This window comes from Micromonospora profundi, assembly GCF_011927785.1.
Classification (GTDB): domain Bacteria; phylum Actinomycetota; class Actinomycetes; order Mycobacteriales; family Micromonosporaceae; genus Micromonospora; species Micromonospora profundi.
Window position 1 is genome coordinate 1,970,519 of sequence record NZ_JAATJK010000001.1, and the last position, 21,310, is coordinate 1,991,828.

The following is a 21,310-nucleotide window of genomic DNA, read 5'->3' on the forward strand; positions in this document are numbered from 1 at the left end:
TTGCGCGGATCTTGAGCAGGGCAAGAGGGCGGGGTCAGCTGCCGGGACGGGGGAAGGCCACCGGGCTGCGTAGGCCGTTGTGGTTGACCGCGCGGATGCCGAAGAACACGTTGTCCTTTGACAGGTCGATGCTGACCTCGGTGACGTCGCCGACCGGGATCACCCGCTGCCACTCGGCGGCGGTGGTCTCCCGCCACACCACCTCGTACCCGGTCAGGTCCGGCTCGTCGCCGCGCTGCCAGCGCAGTGTGGTGTTGTTCGTCAGGTCGGTGGTGACGATGATGGCGCCCTTGGGTGTGCCGGGCGCCTGGGCCAGTGACCAGAGCGCCGCGCCGTTGACCCGGGCCACCCGGGCGATGTACTTGTAGTCGCAGAATTCGGGCAGGTCGCCGTACTGTTTGCCGTCCTGCACCCGGACGTCCTGGTGCTGGTGGGCGAAGTCCTCGTTGGGCTCGGTGAATCGCGCCGCCGGCCAGCCCTCCCGCAGGAACGAGATGTGGTCGCTACCGCGCAGATAGCGGTCCCGTCGGTAGATCACCCGTACGCGCATGCCGGTGTCGTCGTTGTCGGCCACGTCCCTGACGAACCGGGCGAGTTGCCGCGACGGCGAGTCGTTCTCGCCGCCGACGGACTGCCGGGTGGTGGCCTCCGCAGGTGTCTCCGCCGTCGGGACGCCCTCGGCGAACAGGCGCACCGAGTACGGGTCGCGGGTGCCGTCGTCGGCGGTGCTGCTGCCCACGATGTCGTCGCTGAACATGCCCTGAACGTCCGCGCCGGCTGCCTTGAGCTGCTGGGCCAGGTACGCCGAGCCGTACAGGCCCTGCTCCTCGGCGGCGACCGCGGCGAACACGATGGTGGCCGCCGTGGGACGGGTGGCCATCAGGCGGGCCAGTTCCATGACGACGGCCACCCCCGAGGCGTCGTCGTCGGCGCCCGGCGCGTCGCTCACGGCGTCCATCACGTCGGTGACCCGGGAGTCGTAGTGGCCGGTCACCACGTACGTCCGGTTCGGGGCGCTCTGGCCCCGCAGCGTGGCCACGACGTTGGTGATCCGGGTGGCGGTGGGGATCCGGGAGGCGGGCTGCTGGACGTACGACTGGAGTTGGACTGTCATGCGCCCGCCGGACGTGGCCGCGTACTCCTGCATGCGGGCGTGGATCCAGTCCCGGGCGGCGCCGATGCCCCGCTGGGGATCGTCCTGGTCGGAGAGGGTGTGTCGGGTGCCGAACGCGGCAAGCCGGCGCACGATCGCCTCGATCCGTCGGGGGTCGACCTGGCGCAGCAGGTCGCGCAGCTCACGGTCGGGGCGCTGGGGGCGGGCGGGGCGTCCGGGGCCGGCGGGGTGCGACGGGTTGGCGGCGGCGGGCGCGGTGAGCGCGGGCACCGCGACGGTGGCGGCGGTCGCGGCGGTGGCGGCGGCCGAGGCGGACAGGAACGTGCGGCGGGTGGGCCTCGTGGGCTGCTCGCCGGTCTGGTCTGATCCCATTCCGGCATCCTGCCCATCGATGGGGGTGTCTGTCCATATCGTCCGGCGTTGATGTTGTGCAGGTTCGCCGCGCTGGTCGCACGTTTGTCCGGGGCTTCGACGGGAAACGGCCCGCAATGACGAAACCTCGTGTGGTGATCGTGGGGGCCGGGTTCGCCGGTTACCACGCGGCGAAGACGTTGAGCCGGATCGCCCGGGACCGGGCTGAGATCGTGGTGCTGAACTCCACCGACTACTTCCTGTATCTGCCGCTGCTGCCCGAGGTGGCGGCCGGCGTGGTCGAGCCGAAACGGATCGCGGTGCCGTTGACCGGGACCCTCAAGGGCGTCCGTGTGGTCATCGGGGAGGCGGACCACGTCGACCTGCAGAACCGCTGGGTCGGGTTCACCCAGGCCGAGGGGGACAAGAACCGGTTGGCGTACGACCGGCTGATTCTCGCCGTGGGCAGCGTCAACAAGCTGCTGCCCATCCCGGGCGTCACCGAGTACGCGCACGGCTTCCGCGGCCTGCCCGAGGCCGTCTACCTGCACGATCACATCGTCCGACAGATCGAGCTGGCCGAGCAGGCCGAGGACCCGGCGGAGCAGCAGGCGCGCGCCACGTTCGTGGTGGTCGGCGCGGGCTACACCGGCACCGAGGTCGCCGCGCACGGGCAGTTGTTCACCGATCGGCTGCACGCGCAACGGCCGCGGCTCACCGTCCGCCCCCGGTGGATGCTGCTGGACATCGCCCCCCGCGTCCTGCCCGAGCTGGACAAGCGGATGTCGCGGACGGCCCACAGGGTGCTCGAAAGGCGCGGCGTGGACGTCCGGATGGGCACCTCGGTGGCCGAGGCGACCGCCGACGGGGTGAAGCTCACCGACGGCGAGTACGTGCCCACCTGCTCGCTCGTCTGGTGCGTCGGGGTGCGACCCGATCCGTTCGTCAGCGAGTTGGGTCTGCGCACCGAGAGGGGGCGCCTGGTCGTCGACGAGTTCCTCAACGTCCCCGGCTATCCCGAGGTGTACGCCTGCGGCGACGCCTCAGCGGTGCCCGACCTGGCCCGGCCCGGCGAGGTCTGCACGATGACGGCCCAGCACGCCCAGCGGCAGGGCAAGCTGGCCGCCCACAACATCGCCGCGTCGTACGGCTTCGGCCGGCGCAAGCCGTACAAGCACCACGACCTGGGTTGGGTTGTCGACCTGGGTGGCAAGGACGCGGCGGCGAACCCGTTGCAGGTGCCGCTGGCGGGGCTGCCGGCGAAGGCGGTCACCCGGGCGTACCACCTGATGGCGATGCCGGGAAACCGCACGCGCGTCGGGGCCGACTGGGCGTTGGACGCCGCGCTGACCCGTCCGGCGGTCCAGCTCGGTCTGGTGCCGGCGAACGCCGTACCGCTGGAGAGCACCTCGCCCGAGGTCGCGGCCCGCGCCCGCTGAGCTTCCGCAGGCCCGGCCGGTGTTCAGCCGCGAGGCGAGTGGGCGCCGCCGGGCGGCTCGGCGCCGCCCTCGGGCTCAGCGCCAGCCGCGGACTCGGCGCCACCGTCGGACTCGGCCTCATCTGCCGGCTCGACGCCGTCGGCGGCGGGCGCCGGGCGGAACCGGCGCGGGCCGTACTCGCGGAGCAGCGTCTGCACGATGCCCGCGGCCGGGATGGCCAACAGCGCGCCGAGCAGGCCGGCCAGCTCGACAGCGAGCAGCACACTGACCAGCACGGTCAGCGGATTGAGTCGGACCGCGCGGGACAGGATGAGCGGCTGGAGCAGGTGGTTCTCCGCCTGCTGGTAGACCACGAAGAAGACGAGCACGATCACCCCGGCGGTGGGGGAGTGCAGGAAGCCGGCGCCGGTGGCGATGACCGCGCCGAGCGTCGCGCCGACGAGCGGTATCAGGTCCGTGACCGCCACCAGCAGGGCGATCACACCGGCGAACGGCACGCCGAGGATCGTCAGCACCACGAACGTCAACGCTCCGCAGATCACGCTGATCAGCAGGTTCCCGGTGAGGTAGCCGGTGATGGTCCGCGACACCTGCCTGCCCACCCGGCGCAGCCGCTCACCCCGACCGTCCCCGGCCGCCGTGAGCACGCCGCCGGTGATCCGCGGGGCTTCCAACACCATGAGGTACGCGAGCACGACGACAGTGACCAGCCCTGTGATCGTCTCCACGATGGCGCGCAGCACGACCACCGCGGGTTGACGCAGTTGGGTGCCGACGTCGCGCAACTCGTCGGAGTGGTCGCTGAGGTAGCGCCGGGCGCCGGTGCGCTCCAGAAGCTGCCCCAGCGGGCCGCGCCCGGCGCGTGCGTCGCGCACCATCTCGGGCGCCCGGTCGGCGAAATGGCCCACGTCGTCCAGCAGCGGCACCAGGATGAGCGTGGCGACGAGGGCCAGGATCACGAACGCGCCGAGGAACACCAGCAGCGTGGCCACCGCCCGCCGCCTGACGAACCGGCGTTGCAGCCGGTCCACTGCCGGCTTGAGCGCGATGGCGAAGAAGGCGGCCACCACGACCCAGATCAGCACACGGTGTGTCGCGTACACGAAGACCAGCGCGAGTGCGGTCGCCAGCACCAGGCCGATCACGATCAGGGCGCGGCGGGCGGTCGCCCGATCGTCGGCGTTGCTCACAGGCCGCGCCTTCCCCACGCGCGGCGTCGGAAACCCGGCATTGCGGGCGGCACGGGTGCTTTGCGGGTCGAGCCGCCCGTATGCCACCGACGTGTCCGAGGGCCGTCGGTCGGCGCGAGGGCCGTCAGTCGGCGTCGGTGTACGGCTGGGCGCCGGCGATGAACGTGTCGAGGGCGTCGGCGTGCAGCAGGCCGCCGGGCACCGGGTCCCGCAGCGCGGCCACCGCCAGCCGGCCGACAGGAAGCCCGCCCGGCCGGTGCGTCGCGGCGAGCACCAGGTTGCCGTAGCGCCGTCCCCGCAACATCCGGCGGTCGCCGAGCACGCACACGTCGCCGAAGACCGCCCGCAGCGTCGCCACCTGCACGCGGGTGCCGACCAGCGGCGGCAGGTCGGTGACGTTCACCAGGTACAGCCCGCCGGGGCGCAGCGTGCGGGCCACCTCGGCGGCGAACTCCACTGTGCGTACGTGTCGGGGCATCTGGGCTGCCCGGTAGATGTCGGCTATCACCAGGTCGTACCCGTCGGACGGGGCGTCGGTGACCGCGTCCCGGGCGTCGGCGACCTCGACCCGCACCTCCGGTGGCAGCGGCGGCAGTTCCCGGGCGACGAGGTCGACGACCGTCCGGTCGCGCTCGACGACCAGTTGCCGGGAGCCCGGCCGGGTGGCGGCGAGCCAGCGCGGCAGCGTCAACGCCCCGCCGCCCAGGTGCAGTACGTCCAGTGGCACGCCAGCCGGTGCGGCCACCTGCGCCGCCGAGGCGATTCGCCGGACGTACTCGAAATGCAGGTGCAGCGGATCCTCGACGTCCACGTATGACTGCTCGACACCGGCGGCGAGCAGCGTGCGCCCGGTCCGGCGAACCGGATCGACGACCAGCTCCAACCGGTCGGCAGCGCGGCTCATGAGGGGCACGCTACCGAGCCGCCGTCAGCGCGCACCGACGGGCCGGCGGCGCGGGAGCGTCCCCCGCGTCGCCGGCCCTCACGTGTGTCGGTGTTGCCGGTCAGCCGCTGGCCATCCCGGCGCCCACCTCGTCGATCGCGTCGTCGATCGAGTGGGCGAGGTCCACGTCGAGCGCTGTCACCCCGTCGGCCTGGGTGGTGCGCACGGTCAGCACGGCAGCCGTGCCACCGGGGCGTCCGATGCTCGGGCCGCGCCCGGTTTCCCGGCGTAGCCGGTCGAGCCGGTCGAGCACCCGGTCCAGGTTGTCCGGGGGCAGCGCGACCACCCGGTACAGGCCGTCGCTGTCGCCCGCCCAGTAGGGCAGGTCGTCCAGGGCCGCCCGCAGTTGGGCGTCGTCGAGCGTGGGTGTGGCCGTGGAAGCGCCGACGATGCCGCCGCCGGCGGCCGGCGGGTTCAGCAGTTCCCGCAACCCGTCGGGTACGTGCAGCGACTCGACGAGGTCACCATCGTGGTCGGCGAGCGCGGCGAGTGTCGCCTCCGCCTGATAGCGGGCCTGCTCGGGCGTACGCCCGCTGATCCGGCCCACCTCGGCCAGGAAGCCGGGCAGGTCCTGGTGCCGCTCGATGCCGTCGACGGGCACGACGTCGTGCAGCGAGTTCGGCACCGCCGCGAGCAGTCGTTGCCGCTCGGCGGCTTCCAGGGCGAAGGCCAGGACCAGCACCGTCGCCTCGGCGCCCACCTTTGCCGTCTTGAAGTCGACCCCGGCGCGACGCCGGACATCGTCGACCAGATCGTGGTAACCCACGCTCGTCACCCCCGGCGAACTGTCGCTGAGAGGCGGCAGCGGGCGTGGATTGTCGGCCGTGCCGACGGGCGGCGGAGCTGGTCCACCGCGCGTGGTGTCCGACTTGTGCCGGCCAGCCGGCGGCGGGCCGTCCCGCCTGCTCTGTTCGAGGCTCGTGATCTGCTTCGAGGCGCTCAGGCTCGCCCCGAACTCGCTGGGCTGTCTGCCCTGTTCGCGGGCCTGCCGAGCCAGTGTCCGGCGGCGCTGGTTGTCGCCCTCCATCTGCTTGCGCATGTGACACCTCTTCCGCTGGGGATCTGCTCGTGCGCCCGTCGCCTTCCCGCCGGCCCGGGAGCCGAAACGGACCCTTCCGGCCGGGTAGGACCAGCGCTCGGACGGCTTCATCCGGCGCGGGTGAGGGGCGCTCACCCGCGCGTGGGCCAGCATCTGGTTCAGGACCGCAGTTCTTCCGAGGCACGCGGAAGGAAGGTCGCCATGAAACGGATCGTCGAGATCGTCCCCGCCCGACCCGGCTGGTACGCGCGTTGGCAGCTCACGCCGGACGCCACCCGCTGCTATCCGGTGAGCCTGTGGGCGCTGCTGGAGGAGGCCGACGGGACCGGCCGGGAAGTGGTCGGCATGGACTGCATCGGCCAGTGGCCAGGCGGGGACGACAACGAGATGGGTGGGGAGTTTGTCCGCTATCTGTATCACACGCCTGATTCGGGAGAGCCCGAGGACGTCGACTCCGCCCCGGCCGGCGACCTGCGCGAGACCGGCCCTCGACTCCAGCCGATGACCGCGCCCTAGACCTTCCTCAGGCCCCCGACCCCAGGTCCCAGGGTCGGGGGCCACCCCCCTTTTCCGAGCCTGGACGCGCGGACGTCAGCCGGCTCAGCCGATGGCGCGTACGTTGTCGCCGTCGGCGGCGCCGGTCTGCACTGCCAGCAGTTCGGTGAGGCCGGTGCGGTCGAGCATCTGCTGCACCTGCGGGCTGACCCCGATCAGCACCATCGACCCGGCGGCGCGGTGCGCCATCAGCAGCGCGCTCAGACCGGAGGAGTCGCAGAGGCTGACAGCGCTCAGGTCGACCGTCAACCGCTGGTGGCTCTCGCCCGGCAGGTCTGCCACCACGCTGACCAGCTCGGGAGCGGTGTCGTAGTCCAGCTCCCCGCTCAGCCGCAACCGGATGTGCCCGGCGTCGACCCGGGTCACCTCGATGGTCAACAGCTGCTGGGACATCCCACCATGCTCCCAGTCCCCGTACGCAACGCCAACCCGGGGGCGTGAGCGGCCGGCCGCTGTCGGGTCACCCGGCGGTGGCCTGCGCGTGACCCGGCCCGGCGACTGCCCGGGGGGTCGCGGGCAGTCGTCGACCGAGCAGCCCGGCGACGCCGGTGATCTCCAGGATCGTCGCCAGGAACCCGGGGACCGCCCGCAGCAGCAGCGTCGTGTCGACCTGCTGCCCCACCCGCCAGCCGTGGACGATCACGGCGAGGCCGGTGCTGTCGATGAAGTCCAGGTCGGCGAAGTCCAGCACGAGGGCCTGCGGCGCGTTGGCGAGCAATCGGTCGAGCTCGACGCGCAGCGGCGCCGACGTGGCGTACGCCAACTCGCCACCGACCCGGATCAGGGGCCTGTCCGGATCGCTCTGGTCGATCGACATGCGCAGCGGTGCCGCGTCGGGTCGCAGCCCTGGGGATTGCACGATCACGCCCTTCCGGATGACTCCGGCCCGGCCGGTTCGAAGGGATCGTAACAACGCTCGACCGACAGCGCCCGGTACGCGACGGAGGGGCCCGCGAGCTGCCGTGGGATGCCGCTCAGGGCGGATCGGCGTAGGGTGGGTCGAACAGATTTGACCACAGACGCCGGTGCCGGGGCGCGGTTCGGGTGGATGACAAGGAGTGAGGCTCAGCTGGTGACTGCTTCCGACGTCAGGGACTTCGACCCGGGCGACGGATGGATCTCCACGCCGAGCACCACACAGACCCCGGCGTGGCCCGCCGACGTCCAGCCCTGGTCCACCTCCACGCTGCCGGCCCTCGACCCCGACCGGGGCCAGGGCACACCAGCCTGGTCCGAGGTCGTCGAGCACTTCCGCGAGGGCCTCGTGGTCTGTGACGCCGAGGGCGTCGTCCGACATGTCAGCCCGGTGGCCGAGCGCCTGCTGCCCGAGGTGGTGCCCGGCGAGCTGCTCGCCTCGGCCGGTGTGCCGGGGCTGGGCGAGACTGCTCCGAGCGGTTTCACCCACCGTGGTCGCCGGCTCAGCGCCCGGCAGGTGTCCCTGTCCGCCGGCCGGTGCTGCTGGTACGTCGAGGACGTCACCGAGAGCGTCAGCCGCGCCGACGCCCTGCTGGCCGAGCGCGCCCGCTCCGCTTTCCTGGCAGTGGTCGGCGACAAGCTGGGCAACCCGCTGCACCCGGACCGGGCCGCCGCCGCCGTGGTGCGGCTGGCCGTGCCGACCCTCGCCGAGGTGTCGGTGCTGGTGCTGGCGCCGCGCGCCGGGCGTGCCCGCTGGTGGCGGGCGTCCCGTGCCGACGACGAGGCGCCGATCGTCGACAGCGGCATGTTGTCCGAGAGTGATCTACCGACAGCCATCGCCGACGGGCTGACCGGCGTCGAGCCGCACGCTGTCGACTGGCTCGTGGAGCAGGCAGTCGACGCCGGATGGCTGCCCGGCCTGGCAGGCGTCGACAGCGCCGCCCGGGTCGTCCCGGTGCCCGGCCGCGATGCTCCGGCCGGTGTGCTGCTTGTCGCCCGCCGGGCCAGCCGCTGGTACGACGAGGACGACGTCCACCTGCTGCGTGCCTTTGCGGCGCGGGCCGGCGCGGCGTTGACCACCGCGCTTCTCTACCGCGACCAGGCGGAGGTGGCCGACACCTTGCAGGCCAGCCTGCTGCCCGTGGAGCCCGCCGAGGTTCCCGGCGTGCAGTGGGGCACCGCCTACCGGCCGGCGCAGGCGGGGTTGCGGATCGGCGGCGACTTCTACGGGTCGCACCGGCTCGCCGACGGCGGTTCGGTGTTCTTCCTCGGCGACGTCTCCGGCAAGGGCGTCGAGGCGGCCGTCTTCACTGGCCAGCTCCGCCAGTGCCTCCAGGCGCTGCACCGGGTGGAGTCGCATCCGGGGCGGCTGCTGCGGCTGCTCAACGACGCGCTCCTGGAGACGACCCAGGCGCACGGCCAGGGCCGCTTCGCCACAATCGTGCTCGGGGTGGCGCGGCCGCAGCGCGACGGGAGCGTCACGCTGACCATGGCCGGTGGTGGTCACCTGCCGCCGCTGGTGCTGCGCGCCTCCGGCGAGATCGAGTCGGTGCCGCTGCGCGGCATGTTGATCGGTGTCGTGCCCGACCCGCGCGTCGGCGAGGTGACCGTCCGGCTGGCACCGGGCGAGACGTGTCTTCTCTACAGCGACGGTGTGACCGAGGCCCGTGGTGGCCGCCGCGGCGACGAGCAGTTCGGCACGGAACGGTTGACCGCCGCCGTGACCGGGTGCCACCGGATGCCGGCGCCCGCCCTGGCCGAGCGCATCGAGCAGGTCACGTGTGACTGGCTGGCACACGGCGACCACGACGACATCGCGGTCCTGGCGGTGCGCGCTGTCGGCGCGGGTCCGCGCGCCGCACGGCACCTGCACTCGGTCCCGACGCCCGAAGAGCCCAGCGAGCCCGCCGAGCGGCCCTCCAGGCCCGCCGAGCAGCCCACCCGGCCCGCCGAGCAGCCCACCCGGCCCGCCGAGCAGCCCACCCGGCCCGCCGAGCCGCCCACCGGCACGGGCGAGGAGCCTGCCAGGCCCGAAGAGCAGAGGGAGAGCCCCGCGTGACCGCCCTCGCCACCACTACCGATCCGACCGACGCCTACCGGGGCTACCTGACCTGCCTCGCCGACGCCGACGAGCACGGCGCTGTCGACGTGGCGCTCGGCCTGCTCGACGCGGGTGTCGCGCCCGAGCGGGTGCTGCTCGACCTGGTGGCGCCGGCCCAGTCCGAGGTCGGCGAGCGGTGGGCGCGCAACGAGTGGAGCGTCGCCCAGGAGCACGCGGCCACGCACATCAGCGAGCGGGTCGTGGCGGCGGTGGCCCAGCATGCCAACACCCGGCCGACCGGCGGGCGGGTCGTTGTGGCCTGCATGGACGGCGAGTGGCACGCGTTGCCGCCCCGGCTGGTGGCGGAGGTGCTGCGACTGCGCGGCTGGCAGGTGACGTTCCTGGGCGCCAGCGTGCCGGCGGCGCACCTGGTGTCGTATCTGCACCGGCACGACGCGCAGGCGGTCGCGCTTGCCTGTGCGCTGCCGATGCGGCTGCCGCACGCGCACCGGATGATCGAGGCGTGCCGGCGCTCGGACGTACCGGTGGTGGTTGGCGGGCGTGGGTTCGGCGCGGACGGCCGGTGGGCGGCCCGACTCGGCGCGGCCTGGGCGCCGGACGCGCCGTCGGCATCGGAGTTGATCGCCGACGAGCGGGCGCTGCGGCGGGTCCCCGCGGCGCAGCTGTCGCACCTGGCCGACGACGAGTACGCGAGCCTGGTCCGCCGGCGGGGGGAGCTGATCGACAGCGCGCTCACCGACCTGCGGGACCGGATGCCGGCGGCGCTGTCGTACACGCCCGCGCAGCTCGACTCGACGATCAGCGACCTGGGGCACATCGTGGACTCCCTGGCCGCCGCCCTGTACGTCGACGACGCCTCGCTCTTCACCGAGTTCGTTCAGTGGCTGGTGGAGATCCTGACCAGTCGCGGCGTGCCGGCCGACGCGGTGGACCTGACTCTTGCGCACTACGCCACAGCGCTGCGTGACTTCCCGAGGGCGGCGCACACGCTGCGGCTGAGCCGCGCCGGCTTGCCCACCGCCGGCCCGGGCGCCGTGCGTTGACGGCACGCCTCAGGGACGTTCCGGGTGATCACCGCGCCCTCGGTGACGTCGGTGCCTCTGCGTATACTTGCCGCACTGCAAACGTCCCACCCAGCGGTGGAGCGAGGGGGAGCACGGTGACGTTCAGCGTCAGCTACGCCGGGCGTGAGGGCGGTGGCGTCTACCTGCGGCTCGCCGGTGAGCTGGACATGAGCACCGCCGGCGAGCTGACCGCGACGATCGACCGGCTGGCCGCCGACGGCGAGCGCCGGATGTTGCTCGACCTCACCGACCTGACCTTCTGTGACTCCACGGGGATGGCTGTGTTCGTTCGTGGTGACAACCGGGCCGCGGCCGACGGCGGGTGGCTGCGCCTCACCGGCGCCACCGGCCGTGTCGACCGCGTGCTGCGGGTGACGGGTCTGGCAGAGGTGCTGCGATATCAGCCCGACAGCGTCGACCCGGCGTCCCGCAGCGCTTCCTGATGGGCTAGATTTCCCCGCCGGCACGATGAGCGTTTCGGTCCCGTTCCTCCCGACCCGAGGCAGGTAGTGATGGGCGACAGCCCGCAGCCGGTACGCATCCTGGTCGTCGACGACGACCCGGGTGACGTACTGATGATCGAGGAAGCGTTGGCCGACTCCGACGTTGACAAGGTCATCGACGTGGTCAGCGACGGCGAGGAGGCGATGGAGTTCCTCCGGGCCGAAGGCCGGCACAGCGGTGCCCGCAGGCCGGACGTCATCCTGCTGGACCTCAACATGCCCCGCATGGACGGGCGTCAGGTACTCGGCGCGGTCAAGCAGGACGAGGATCTGCGGACCATCCCGGTCGTGGTGCTGACCACCTCCAACGCCGACACCGACATCGTCGGGAGCTACACGTTGCAGGCCAACGCGTACGTCACCAAGCCCATCGACCTGGACGACTTCAACGATGTGGTGCGCCGCATCGACGAGTTCTTCGGCCGGGTCGTGGTGCTGCCCAAGCGCGTCTGACCCGTCCGGCACCGCCCCCGCCGTGTGATCGGCCGTCGCCGCACCGCCCCGTCCCTCGCATGCTGAACAATTTCCCCGAACACCCTCGGTCGTTGTCCGCGAGACCGAGGATCCAGGTGGGGGAAAGTACCGACAGCTGCCTGGGGGGCGACGATGAGGTTCTCCGTGGGAAAGATCGGCTACGACCAGCGGCAGGTGGATTCCTGCCTGGACGAGCTGGGGATCCGGTTGTCCCGGCTCGCGGCGCGCGTGGAGGGCGCCGCCGGCGCGACCCGTGAGTGGGACGAGATCCGCCAGGAGGTGGCGTGGCTCAACGGCCTGCTCCAGCGGCTGGCCCTGGACGACGCCGAGACCACCCGTCGGGCCGGTGACGCGGTGCGCCAGGAGGCGGCGGAGATCCTGGCCCAGGCCCGCTTCGAGCTGGACGAGGCCCGTGAGGAGGCCCGGCGGGTCCGCGAACAGGCGTACGCGGATGCCGTGCAGGCCCGGCGCGACTTCGAGGCGGCACTGTACGCGCGGCGCCGCCGCGAGGCGCTCGTGGACGAGGTTCTGGCCGGGGTGACCGTCGAGCCGGTGCCCGCCGACACCCCGACGGCGGCGGCGGGTACGGGCGTACCGGCGAGCCGGGTGGCGGCCGGTGGGCGCGACGCGGAGCCACCGAGGGGCCGAACGACCCGTTGAGGCTCGTGTGCCGCGGGGCTCAGGCGGTGAGCGCCGCCGCCACGACGGTGGCGCGGTCCTCGTGCCGGGCGTACGCGTCGGGGTAGGCGGAGATCTGCACGGCCTGGGCGGCGCCGGTGACGCTCATGTCCTGCCAGCCCGGGATCTCGTTGAGCGCGGTGTAGAAGGCCCGGGCGGCGTACGACGGGCGCATCAGCTCGGCAACGGTGCCCCAGCCGCTGCTGGGCCGCTGCTGGAAGAGCCCGACCGAGTCGTGGTCGGAGCCGCTGCCCTGGTGCGGGTAACGCGTGGACTCCGGCAGCATGTCGCTTGCCAGGTTGTAGAGGTTGCTCTCCTGCATGGCTGTCGCCAACGCCACGACGAGGGCGCGGCGCGGCATCTTCAGCTCCCGCCCGACGTCCACGATGACCTTCGCGTTGTCCATCTGCGCCTGGTCGAGCCCGGCGACCGGTCGGGGTCGGCGGGGCTTGACGGGCTTCTTGGGCGCCTTGCGGGTGGCGGTGGGGGTGGGTGTCGGTGACGCCGAGGGGGTGGGGAGGACCCGCGCCGGCGCGACGTCGCGGTCCAGCGACCGGGAGGCGCGTTCGTCGGCGATGGCGGCGCGGTCGTTGAGTGCCTCGGCCAGGGGCTGCACGGGTCCTGGGGTGTCCTCGGTGGCACGGACGGTGGCGACTGCGGCCAGGCCGAGGCAGCAGGTGACGCCGGTGGCCAGGGCGACCCGCACCGGGGTCGAGCTGAGCAGGGCGCGGCGGGGCGGCTCGGGGGCCCGGTGACGGCCGATCGTCCGTTCGGTTGAGGTGGCGTCGCTCGTACGGGTGGTCGAGCGCGCTTCGGTCAGCTTCTGGTCGGAGGGGTCGTCGGGGTGCACCCGCCGAGGCTAGAGAGTCGGCGGCCCGATGCGATCGGTCCGTACGGTGGCATGCGCCACAATTTGCCCCGATCGCGTGGGGCAGAGAGGGTATCAAGCCATCAAAAGCGCCAACCGGGCGGATTAGGCGAGACGGTTATTCCCGATTCGACGGGATGAGCCGGGCAGCGCGCCGCGCCCGCGCCCCGGCGTCGGTCCACCTGTCATGGTCACCCGTTCGTCGGGGCCATCGGGTGACCGAACGGCGGGTGCCCACCGTTCGATCGACCGACAGCCCGTGCGACGTCAGTGCCTGCCGTTCTCCGCAGGTGTGACGGTCAGCCGGTGCCGGCTGTTGTCGCCGCTGGAGAACGGCCAGAGCCGGTCGGCGTACTCGACCAGGTCGGCCAGTTGCTTCCGGCTCAGGCCGGCTGACGAGATCGAGGCGTGCACGTCGGCCCGGTAGAGGCCGTCGTCGTCGCGCCCCAGCTTCGCCTCCGCCCGCACCTGGACCGTGTGCGCCTCGTCGGTGATCTCTCCGGCCGCCTCCACCGCCGCGTGGTGCAGGCAGGACGCGAAAGCGGCGGCCAGCAACTGCTCCGGCCGCAACCCGGTGCAGTGCGCCGCCAGTGGTGACGCCAGCGCGGTGGAGAGCCCACCATCGTCGGTGCGTACGTGACCGCCCTCGGCGGTCGCGGTGGCCTCCTGAAGCCAGGGACTCGGATCCGGCATCGCGTTCCTCCCGTCGCTCACCCGCCGGCTACCCGGCCCTGGGCTGGCGAAACGCCGCGCGACACGCTGTCAGTCGGCCCGCGCCGACCCGTCGACGAGCGACAGCGCCTCGGTGGCCTCGGTGGCGGCCCGCTCGGTCCACGGCGACGTCGGGGCTGGCCGGCGTGGCGTGGGCAGCCCCATCGGCACGTACACCCGGGCGTCGACGGCCTCGGCCAGCAGCAGCGCGGCGACAAGGCTCGTCGGACGCCGCGCCGGATCGTCGGCCAGCAACGACCGGCACAGCTCGCCCACCTCCGGCGGGAGCCCGTCGATCTCGGGCAGCGGCTCCGGTGGCCGGGACCGGCGCGCCCTCAACAGCTCCCATGCGGTGCTCGCCTGGTACGGCAGGTAACCGGTGAGACAGTAGTAGAGCAGCACACCGAGGGCGTACATGTCGGCCGCCGGGGTGGCCGCCGCGCCGTCGAGCTGCTCGGGCGCCAGGTACGCCGGGGTGCCCAGCAGCATCCCGTCCGGCAACGGATCCGACGTGCCTGCCGGCGTGGCGATGCCGAAGTCGAGCACCTTCACCCCGGCCGGGGTGAGGACGACGTTCGCAGGCTTCACGTCGCGGTGAACGATGCCGCTGGCGTGCGCCGCGGCCAGGGCCGCCGCGACCTCCGCGCAGACGCGCACCGCGATGCTCCAATCCAGCGGGCCGGACCGCAGGTGAGCGGCGAGCGTCTCGCCCTCGGCCAACTCCATGACGATGTAGGGCAGCTGGCGACCGGGCAGCGTCGGCGAGGTGCCGAAGTCGTGCACGCTCGCCACGTTCGGATGCACCAGCCGGGCCGCGTTGCGGGCCTCGGTGCGGATCCGGTCGACGGTGTCGTGCTGGCCGTCCGGGCCGGGGGAGATCAGCTTCACCGCGACCGGCCGGTCCAGCACACGGTCGTGGGCTCGCCACACCTCGGACATCCCGCCCACCCCGATGCGCTGTTCGAGCCGGTACCGCCCGTCCAGCGTGCGCATCGACCGCTCCTCACCTTCGCCCCGCCCACCGCGGGAGCCTCCGGTTCGGTACCCGGGCTCCGAGCTGGGCAAACCGCAGGGTCGCCCGATCCCGCCCTGGGCGGCGGATGGGTGCGGTAGCTTGCGAGCCAGGGCTGGCCGCACCGAGCGTGCCGGCGTGGTCACGAGGGGCGTCGTGATGGGCGAGGTCACCGTACGCTTCGTCGGCGGTCCCGGGGACGGCCTGCTGCGGCAGTTGCCCGCCGGCCCGGACGGCGCTCCGCCCCAGCGGTGGATCATGCGGCACCCCGACGGCGCCGGCCCGACACAGCCCGGCCCCGACCACCTCTACGAGCGCGACCAGCCGGACGGCCTGGGCGGCTGGAGCATGCGGTACGTGCGTACCGACGCCTACGGGGTTTCCCAGTGACCCCGTGCTGGGGGTGACCGGTGGCGTCGGCGCACCCCCATCGCACAGCCGGCACACAGCAGGGGCAGAGGCACGGCACAGCCCGCGCGCCCACGATGGGGGCATGATCATGGATGGGCAGGGCGCGCCGACCCGTGTCGAGTTGCGCCGCCCCGACGGCGAACCCGTGCGGGTGCTGGTGGTCGACGACGAGGCGACGCTCACCGACCTGCTGTCGATGGCGTTGCGCTATGAGGGCTGGCAGGTGCGTACCGCCGGCAACGGCATGGCGGCGTTGAGCACGGCCCGGCAGTTCCAGCCCGACGCCGTGGTGCTCGACGTGATGCTCCCCGACCTGGACGGCTTCCAGGTGCTGCGCGGGCTGCGCGAGCACGCCCCGACAGTGCCGGTGCTGTTCCTGACCGCCCGGGACGCCGTCGAGGAGCGCATCGCCGGGCTGACAGTGGGCGGCGACGACTACGTGACCAAACCGTTCAGCCTGGAGGAGGTCATCGCCCGGCTGCGCGCGCTGCTGCGCCGCTCCGGCTTCGCGGTCGCCGCCCGGGAGGACGCCGTGCTGACCGTCGGCGACCTCAGCCTCGACGAGGACAGCCACGAGGTCCGTCGCGGCGGCCAGCTGATCACCCTCACCGCCACCGAGTTCGAGTTGCTGCGCTACCTCATGCGCAACCCCCGCCGGGTGCTCAGCAAGGCGCAGATCCTCGACCGCGTGTGGAACTACGACTTCGGTGGCCAGGCAAACGTGGTGGAGCTGTACATCTCGTACCTGCGCAAGAAGATCGACGCCGGCCGTACGCCGATGATCCACACGTTGCGCGGCGCGGGCTATGTCCTCAAACCCGCCGAGTGACAGCCGCCCACCCCGGGCCGCCCGCCGCTGGCTGGCCGGCCGGTCGCTGCGTACCCGGCTGGTTGTCGCACTGGTCCTGCTCTTCGCGGTGGTCAGCGTCGCCACCGGCGGGCTGACCACTGTCGCGTTGCGGCACTTCCTGATCGAACGGCTCGACGACCAGTTGGCCCCCGCCACGGCCATGCGCGACGAGCGACCCGGCCGCCCGACCTTTCCGGGCCGTGGACCGGCCGTCCCGCCCGGTTCGCCCGCCGGCACTGTGGTCGCCGAGATCACCGACGGCCGCGTGACGAGCGCCTCGGCCCTCACCAACAGCCCGTCCAGCGAGCAGCCCTTCCCCGACGAGCAGGCCGTCGAGGTCGACCAGGTCGCCGTGCTTGCCGAACTGCCCGTCGGTGCCGCGCCACGCACCGTCGACCTGGGCGAGCGCGGCGACTACCGGGCCGTGGCCCGGCAGTTCCGCGACGGCAGGGTACGCGCTGTCGCCATCCCCCTCTCCGGCGTCCAGGAGACCGTCTGGTGGATGGTCGCCGCGCAGGCCGGAGTGGCCGTCGCCGGGCTGCTCGTCGCAGGTGCCGCCGGTGCCGTGATCGTGCGGGCCGCTCTGCGACCCCTGAACCGGGTGGCCGCCACCGCCACCCGGGTCACCGAGCTGCCGCTGGACCGGGGTGAGGTCGCGCTCGCTGTCCGGGTCCCGGCCGGCGACACCGACCCGCGCACCGAGGTCGGGCAGGTCGGCGCGGCGCTCAACCGGATGCTGGGCCACGTCGCCGACGCGCTCGCCGCACGTCAGGCCAGCGAGACCCGGGTACGCCAGTTCGTCGCCGACGCCAGCCACGAGCTGCGTACCCCCCTCGCGGCGATCCGGGGGTACGCCGAGGTGGCCCGACGCGGTCGCGACGAGGTACCACCCGACGTGGCGCACGCGCTGCGGCGCGTCGAGTCGGAGAGCACCCGCATGACGACCCTCGTCGACGACCTGCTGCTGCTGGCCCGGCTCGACACCGGCCGGCCGCTCGCGTCCGAACCGGTGGACCTGTCCGCCCTGGTGGTCGACGCGGTGAGCGACGCCCATGTGGCCGGTCCGGAGCACCACTGGCAGCTCGACCTGCCGGAGGTGGAGATCCAGGTCCCCGGCGACGCGGCACGCCTGCATCAGGTGGTGGCGAACCTGCTGGCCAACGCCCGCGTGCACACCCCGCCCGGCACGACAGTCACCACCACGCTGACCGTCGAAGGTGACAATGCCGTGCTCACCGTCGCCGACGACGGACCGGGCGTGCCTGCGGAGCTGCAACCGGAGATGTTCGAACGGTTCGCCCGTGGCGACAGCTCACGGTCCCGCGCGCACGGCAGCACCGGGCTCGGCCTGGCGATCGTGGCGGCGGTGGTGGAGGCCCACCACGGCTCGGTGGCGGTCGAGAGTCGACCCGGCCGGACCGTGTTCACCGTCCGTCTGCCGAATCCCACAGCTGGCGCATAGGCGGCGCACGGGGTCGGAACAGGACAGCGGTCGAGGGTGGTGCTCATGGACCGAACCGACACCGTGCCGACCACACCCGCCGAGCCAGCGCCGACGGATCCACCGCCGGCGGTGGATCCGTCGGCGGTGGATCCACCGTCGGCGGCCACGCCCGCCGAGGAGCCCGCGCCGCCGCGTACGCCCGGCTGGACCCGAGCCGCGCTGGTGGTCCTGCTCCTGGGCACCGGCCTGCTCTACATCTGGGGCCTGGGCGCCTCCGGTTGGGCCAACTCGTTCTACGCGGCGGCAGTGCAGGCCGGCTCGGTGAGCGGGAAGGCGTTCTTCTACGGCTCGTCGGATGCCGCCAACTCGATCACCGTGGACAAGACGCCGGCATCGCTGTGGTTGATGGCCCTGTCCGTACGGATCTTCGGCTTGAACAGTTGGGCGATGCTCGTCCCGCAGGCGCTCTGCGGTGTCGCCTCCGTCGGCGTTCTCCACGCGACCGTGAAGCGCTGGTACGGGCCGGTCGCCGGCCTCGTCGCCGGCGTGGTCCTGGCGCTCACCCCGGTGGCGACGCTGATGTTCCGGTTCAACAACCCCGACGCACTGCTCGTCCTGCTGCTGGTCGGCGGCGCGTACGCCACCGTCCGTGCTCTGGAGACGGCAAGCACCCGGTGGATCGTGCTGGCCGGCGCGCTCGTCGGCTTCGGCTTCCTCACAAAGATGCTCCAGGCGTTCCTGGTGGTGCCGGTCTTCGCCGGGGTGTACCTGCTGGCCGCGCCGACCGGCCTGTGGCGGCGGGTGCGTCAACTGCTGCTGGCCGGCGTCGCCGTGGTGGTGGCCGCCGGCTGGTGGGTGGCCATCGTGGAGCTGACCCCGGCAAGCGCCCGGCCGTACATCGGCGGGTCGCAGGGCAACAGCATCCTGGAGTTGACCCTCGGCTACAACGGCCTCGGCCGGCTCACCGGCGACGAGGTGGGCAGCGTCGGTGGCGGCGGCCGGATGGGCGGCGGTGGCCCGTTCTCGGGTCAGACCGGTCTGCTGCGGATGTTCGACGGCGAGATCGGCGGTCAGGTTTCCTGGCTGCTGCCGGCCGCGCTGATCCTGCTGGTCGCCGGGCTGCTGGCAACCGGGCGGGCCGCGCGTACCGACCGCACCCGGGCCGGACTGCTGCTCTGGGGCGGGTGGCTGCTGGTCACCGGCCTGATCTTCAGCTTCATGTCGGGGATCTTCCACGCGTACTACACGGTGGCGCTCGCCCCGGCCGTCGGCGCGCTTGTCGGCATCGGCGGCACAGTGCTCTGGCGGCAGCGCCGGCCGCTGCCCGCATCGTCCAACGGCGGGGAGCCCGCTGTCGGCCCGCTGCCGGGCGACAAACCGGCGGTCGGATCGATGTGGCAGCGGTGGCGTCCGCTGGCCGCCACGGCAACGCTCGCCGGCACGCTGGCGGTCACCGCCTGGTGGGCGTGGGTGCTGCTCGGGCGCAGTCCCGACTGGTACCCGTGGCTGCGCACCGCCGTACTCGTCGCCGGGCTGGCCGGCGCGGCCGGGATCCTGCTGGCCACCCGGCTGCCCCGGTGGCTGGTGCCGGTGGTCCTGGGTGTCGGCGCGGCGGCGGCTCTGGCGGGTCCGGCGGCGTACGCGCTCCAGACCGCCGCGACCCCGCACGGCGGCTCGATCCCGACTGCCGGCCCGTCCGTGGCGGGCGGCTTCGGCCGCGGCGGCTTCCCCGGCGGGCAACCCCCGGGCGGCATGCAACGCCCCGACGGCGGCCAGATGCCCGGCGGCCAGCGCCCCGACGGCGGCCAGATGCCCGGTGGGCAGCGTCCCGACGGCGGCCAGCGCCCGGAGGGCGGCCAGAACAACGGCCAGGCGCCGAGCTTTCCGGGCGGCGGTGCCCCCGCTGGTCAGGATCCCGGTGGTCAGGCTCCCGGCTTCCCGGGCGGTGGGCGCGACGGCGGTCAGGTGCCCCCCGGCGGCGGGCAGGGTCCTGCGGCCGGTGGCGGGATGGGCGGGCTGCTCAATGCCCGCGAGCCCAGCGCCGCCCTGCGTGAGCTGCTGGAACGGGACAGCGCGTCGTACACCTGGGTGGCGGCCACCATCGGTTCCAACAACGCCTCCGGCTACCAGTTGGCCACCGGCGACCCGGTGATGGCGATCGGCGGGTTCAACGGCAGTGACCCGTCGCCGACGCTCGCGCAGTTCCAGCGGTACGTCGCTGACGGGAAGATCCACTACTTCCTGGGTGGTGGCGGTTTCCGGGCCAACGGCGGCAGCTCCGCGTCGCAGGAGATCGCCGCCTGGGTGGCGGAGAGCTTCACGGCGCAGACCGTCGACGGTGTCACCGTCTACGACCTGAGCACTCCCAAGGCGGGCTCGTGACAGCGCCCAGCGGCCACCGTGCCGCCATCCAGGCCCGGCCGGGCACCGCCGCCGCCGTGTTGGACGTGGTGATCCCGGTCTACAACGAGGAGACCGACCTCGGGCCGTGCGTACGCAGGTTGCACGCACACCTGAGCGAGCACTTCCCGTACCCGTTCCAGATCACCATCGCCGACAACGCGAGCGTGGACGACACATTGAAGGTCGCCGACGGTCTCGCCGGTGAGCTGTCCGGCGTCGAGGTGCTGCACCTGGACGCCAAGGGGCGGGGCCGGGCGCTTTCCGCCGCCTGGACGGCGTCGTCGGCGCCGGTGCTCGCGTACATGGATGTGGACCTGTCGACCGACCTGGCGGCGCTGCTGCCGCTGGTCGCGCCGCTCATCTCCGGCCACTCCGACCTGGCGATCGGCACCCGGCTGGCGCGAACCTCCCGGGTGGTACGCGGCACCAAGCGGGAGATCATCTCGCGGGCGTACAACCTGCTGCTGCGCGGGGCGCTGTTCGCGCGGTTCTCCGACGCGCAGTGCGGGTTCAAGGCGATCCGCGCGGACGTCGCCGGTGAGCTGCTGCCCCTCGTGCGCGACACCGGATGGTTCTTCGACACCGAGTTGCTGGTACTCGCCCAGCGGACCGGACTGCGCATCCACGAGGTGCCTGTGGACTGGGTCGACGACCCGGACAGCCGCGTCGACATCGTCGCCGCCGCTCTGGCGGACCTGCGGGGGATGGGCCGGCTGGGTCGGGCGCTCCTGACCGGCGCGCTGCCGGTGGCAGAGCTGCGCGCGCAGCTCGGCCGGGCTCCGCTGACCGCACCGCCGGCACGGGTGCCGGTCGGGTTGCCCCGCCAGTTGGCGCGGTTCGCGGCCGTCGGAGTGGCAAGCACGCTGGCGTACCTGCTGCTCTTCGTGGCCACCCGGGGCACGCTCGGCGCGCAGCCGGCGAACCTGCTGGCGTTGCTGGTGACGGCGGTGGCGAACACCGCCGCGAACCGGCGGTTGACGTTCGGCATCACCGGGCGTCGGCACGCCGGTCGGCACCACGCGCAGGGACTGCTGGCGTTCGCGCTCGGCCTGGCGCTGACAAGCGGCGCGTTGGCGATGCTGCACGTGGCCGTCGCCGCACCCACCCGGACGGTGGAACTGGTCGTGCTGGTGGCTGCGAACCTCGCCGCCACAGTGCTGCGCTTCGTGCTGCTGCGCCTGGGCATGCACCACCGGCGGACCTGAACGCTTAGCTTCGCTCTGTTCCTGTGATGTTGCTGGCAGTAACCGGATGCGGCGGTACGGCAGCGATGATCGGCGTACG

Annotated in this window: 21 protein-coding genes; 12 read left to right on the plus strand and 9 right to left on the minus strand. The window is 72.9% G+C overall.

The genetic code is table 11. The features are described 5' to 3' along the window. Positions 1-34: 34 nt before the first annotated feature. Positions 35-1,486 (minus strand): M28 family metallopeptidase, encoded by a 1,452-nt coding sequence (locus F4558_RS08505; RefSeq protein ID WP_167943738.1) that lies wholly within the window; start codon positions 1,484-1,486, stop codon positions 35-37. Positions 1,487-1,602: 116 nt separating this feature from the next. On the opposite strand from F4558_RS08505, the gene F4558_RS08510 reads away from it, so the two are divergent. Next, the gene (locus tag F4558_RS08510; protein ID WP_053657820.1) at positions 1,603-2,904 is read left to right on the plus strand and encodes an NAD(P)/FAD-dependent oxidoreductase; all 1,302 of its coding nucleotides are present in this window, start codon (positions 1,603-1,605) and stop codon (positions 2,902-2,904) included. Between the two features lie 23 nt (positions 2,905-2,927). On the opposite strand, the gene F4558_RS08515 is transcribed toward F4558_RS08510, so the two are convergent. The 3 genes from F4558_RS08515 to F4558_RS08525 form a co-directional block, all read right to left on the minus strand. Further along, positions 2,928-4,094 (minus strand): AI-2E family transporter, encoded by a 1,167-nt coding sequence (locus tag F4558_RS08515; RefSeq protein ID WP_167943739.1) that lies wholly within the window; start codon positions 4,092-4,094, stop codon positions 2,928-2,930. 124 nt (positions 4,095-4,218) lie between these two features. Continuing rightward, the gene (locus F4558_RS08520; RefSeq protein ID WP_167943740.1) at positions 4,219-4,998 is read right to left on the minus strand and encodes a spermidine synthase; all 780 of its coding nucleotides are present in this window, start codon (positions 4,996-4,998) and stop codon (positions 4,219-4,221) included. Between the two features lie 100 nt (positions 4,999-5,098). After that, positions 5,099-6,076: a DUF2267 domain-containing protein gene (locus F4558_RS08525; RefSeq protein ID WP_053657814.1), complete on the minus strand. Its 978-nt coding sequence runs from the start codon at positions 6,074-6,076 to the stop codon at positions 5,099-5,101. A gap of 201 nt (positions 6,077-6,277) precedes the next feature. Here F4558_RS08525 and F4558_RS08530 point away from each other — a divergent pair, with 201 nt between their 5' ends. After that, positions 6,278-6,592, plus strand: a complete 315-nt coding sequence (locus F4558_RS08530) for a hypothetical protein (protein WP_053657812.1) — start codon at positions 6,278-6,280, stop codon at positions 6,590-6,592. 84 nt (positions 6,593-6,676) lie between these two features. Here the strand turns inward: F4558_RS08530 and F4558_RS08535 are convergent, their stop codons facing one another. Both F4558_RS08535 and F4558_RS08540 read right to left on the minus strand, forming a co-directional pair. Next, a complete protein-coding gene (locus tag F4558_RS08535; RefSeq protein WP_053657810.1) occupies positions 6,677-7,024 on the minus strand; it encodes an STAS domain-containing protein in 348 nt (115 codons plus the stop codon). Positions 7,025-7,091: 67 nt separating this feature from the next. Beyond that, positions 7,092-7,496, minus strand: a complete 405-nt coding sequence (locus F4558_RS08540) for an STAS domain-containing protein (protein ID WP_053657808.1) — start codon at positions 7,494-7,496, stop codon at positions 7,092-7,094. A gap of 207 nt (positions 7,497-7,703) precedes the next feature. Here F4558_RS08540 and F4558_RS08545 point away from each other — a divergent pair, with 207 nt between their 5' ends. The 5 genes from F4558_RS08545 (at position 7,704) to F4558_RS08565 (ending at position 12,309) form a co-directional block, all read left to right on the plus strand. Beyond that, positions 7,704-9,605, plus strand: a complete 1,902-nt coding sequence (locus tag F4558_RS08545) for a PP2C family protein-serine/threonine phosphatase (protein WP_167943741.1) — start codon at positions 7,704-7,706, stop codon at positions 9,603-9,605. Further along, positions 9,602-10,651, plus strand: a complete 1,050-nt coding sequence (locus F4558_RS08550) for a cobalamin B12-binding domain-containing protein (protein WP_167943742.1) — start codon at positions 9,602-9,604, stop codon at positions 10,649-10,651. Before F4558_RS08545 ends, F4558_RS08550 begins: the two co-directional genes overlap by 4 nt. Before the next feature lie 116 nt (positions 10,652-10,767). After that, entirely contained in the window at positions 10,768-11,115 is a 348-nt protein-coding gene (locus F4558_RS08555) for an STAS domain-containing protein (protein ID WP_053657804.1), read from the plus strand. Between the two features lie 69 nt (positions 11,116-11,184). After that, positions 11,185-11,628: a response regulator gene (locus F4558_RS08560; RefSeq protein WP_053657802.1), complete on the plus strand. Its 444-nt coding sequence runs from the start codon at positions 11,185-11,187 to the stop codon at positions 11,626-11,628. Between the two features lie 153 nt (positions 11,629-11,781). Next, positions 11,782-12,309 carry an ATPase gene (locus tag F4558_RS08565; protein WP_167943743.1) on the plus strand — a complete coding sequence of 176 codons (528 nt, stop codon included), beginning with the start codon at positions 11,782-11,784 and terminating at the stop codon, positions 12,307-12,309. A gap of 19 nt (positions 12,310-12,328) precedes the next feature. Here the strand turns inward: F4558_RS08565 and F4558_RS08570 are convergent, their stop codons facing one another. The 3 genes from F4558_RS08570 to F4558_RS08580 form a co-directional block, all read right to left on the minus strand. Continuing rightward, the gene (locus tag F4558_RS08570; protein WP_167943744.1) at positions 12,329-13,177 is read right to left on the minus strand and encodes a hypothetical protein; all 849 of its coding nucleotides are present in this window, start codon (positions 13,175-13,177) and stop codon (positions 12,329-12,331) included. Between the two features lie 285 nt (positions 13,178-13,462). After that, positions 13,463-13,888, minus strand: a complete 426-nt coding sequence (locus F4558_RS08575) for an OsmC family protein (protein ID WP_053657797.1) — start codon at positions 13,886-13,888, stop codon at positions 13,463-13,465. Between the two features lie 69 nt (positions 13,889-13,957). Beyond that, the gene (locus F4558_RS08580) at positions 13,958-14,899 is read right to left on the minus strand and encodes a serine/threonine-protein kinase (RefSeq protein ID WP_167943745.1); all 942 of its coding nucleotides are present in this window, start codon (positions 14,897-14,899) and stop codon (positions 13,958-13,960) included. 157 nt (positions 14,900-15,056) lie between these two features. Here F4558_RS08580 and F4558_RS08585 point away from each other — a divergent pair, with 157 nt between their 5' ends. From F4558_RS08585 to F4558_RS08605, 5 genes are all read left to right on the plus strand, one after another. Further along, positions 15,057-15,308, plus strand: coding sequence for a DUF8847 domain-containing protein (locus tag F4558_RS08585; protein WP_312877293.1), 252 nt, complete (start codon positions 15,057-15,059; stop codon positions 15,306-15,308). 103 nt (positions 15,309-15,411) lie between these two features. Beyond that, the gene (locus F4558_RS08590) at positions 15,412-16,158 is read left to right on the plus strand and encodes a response regulator transcription factor (RefSeq protein WP_053657790.1); all 747 of its coding nucleotides are present in this window, start codon (positions 15,412-15,414) and stop codon (positions 16,156-16,158) included. Continuing rightward, positions 16,136-17,641, plus strand: a complete 1,506-nt coding sequence (locus tag F4558_RS08595; RefSeq protein ID WP_167943746.1) for a sensor histidine kinase — start codon at positions 16,136-16,138, stop codon at positions 17,639-17,641. Before F4558_RS08590 ends, F4558_RS08595 begins: the two co-directional genes overlap by 23 nt. Positions 17,642-17,686: 45 nt before the next feature. Then, the gene (locus F4558_RS08600; RefSeq protein ID WP_167943747.1) at positions 17,687-20,005 is read left to right on the plus strand and encodes a glycosyltransferase family 39 protein; all 2,319 of its coding nucleotides are present in this window, start codon (positions 17,687-17,689) and stop codon (positions 20,003-20,005) included. Further along, entirely contained in the window at positions 20,002-21,231 is a 1,230-nt protein-coding gene (locus F4558_RS08605; RefSeq protein WP_167943748.1) for a bifunctional glycosyltransferase family 2/GtrA family protein, read from the plus strand. Before F4558_RS08600 ends, F4558_RS08605 begins: the two co-directional genes overlap by 4 nt. The last annotated feature ends 79 nt before the right edge of the window (positions 21,232-21,310 follow it).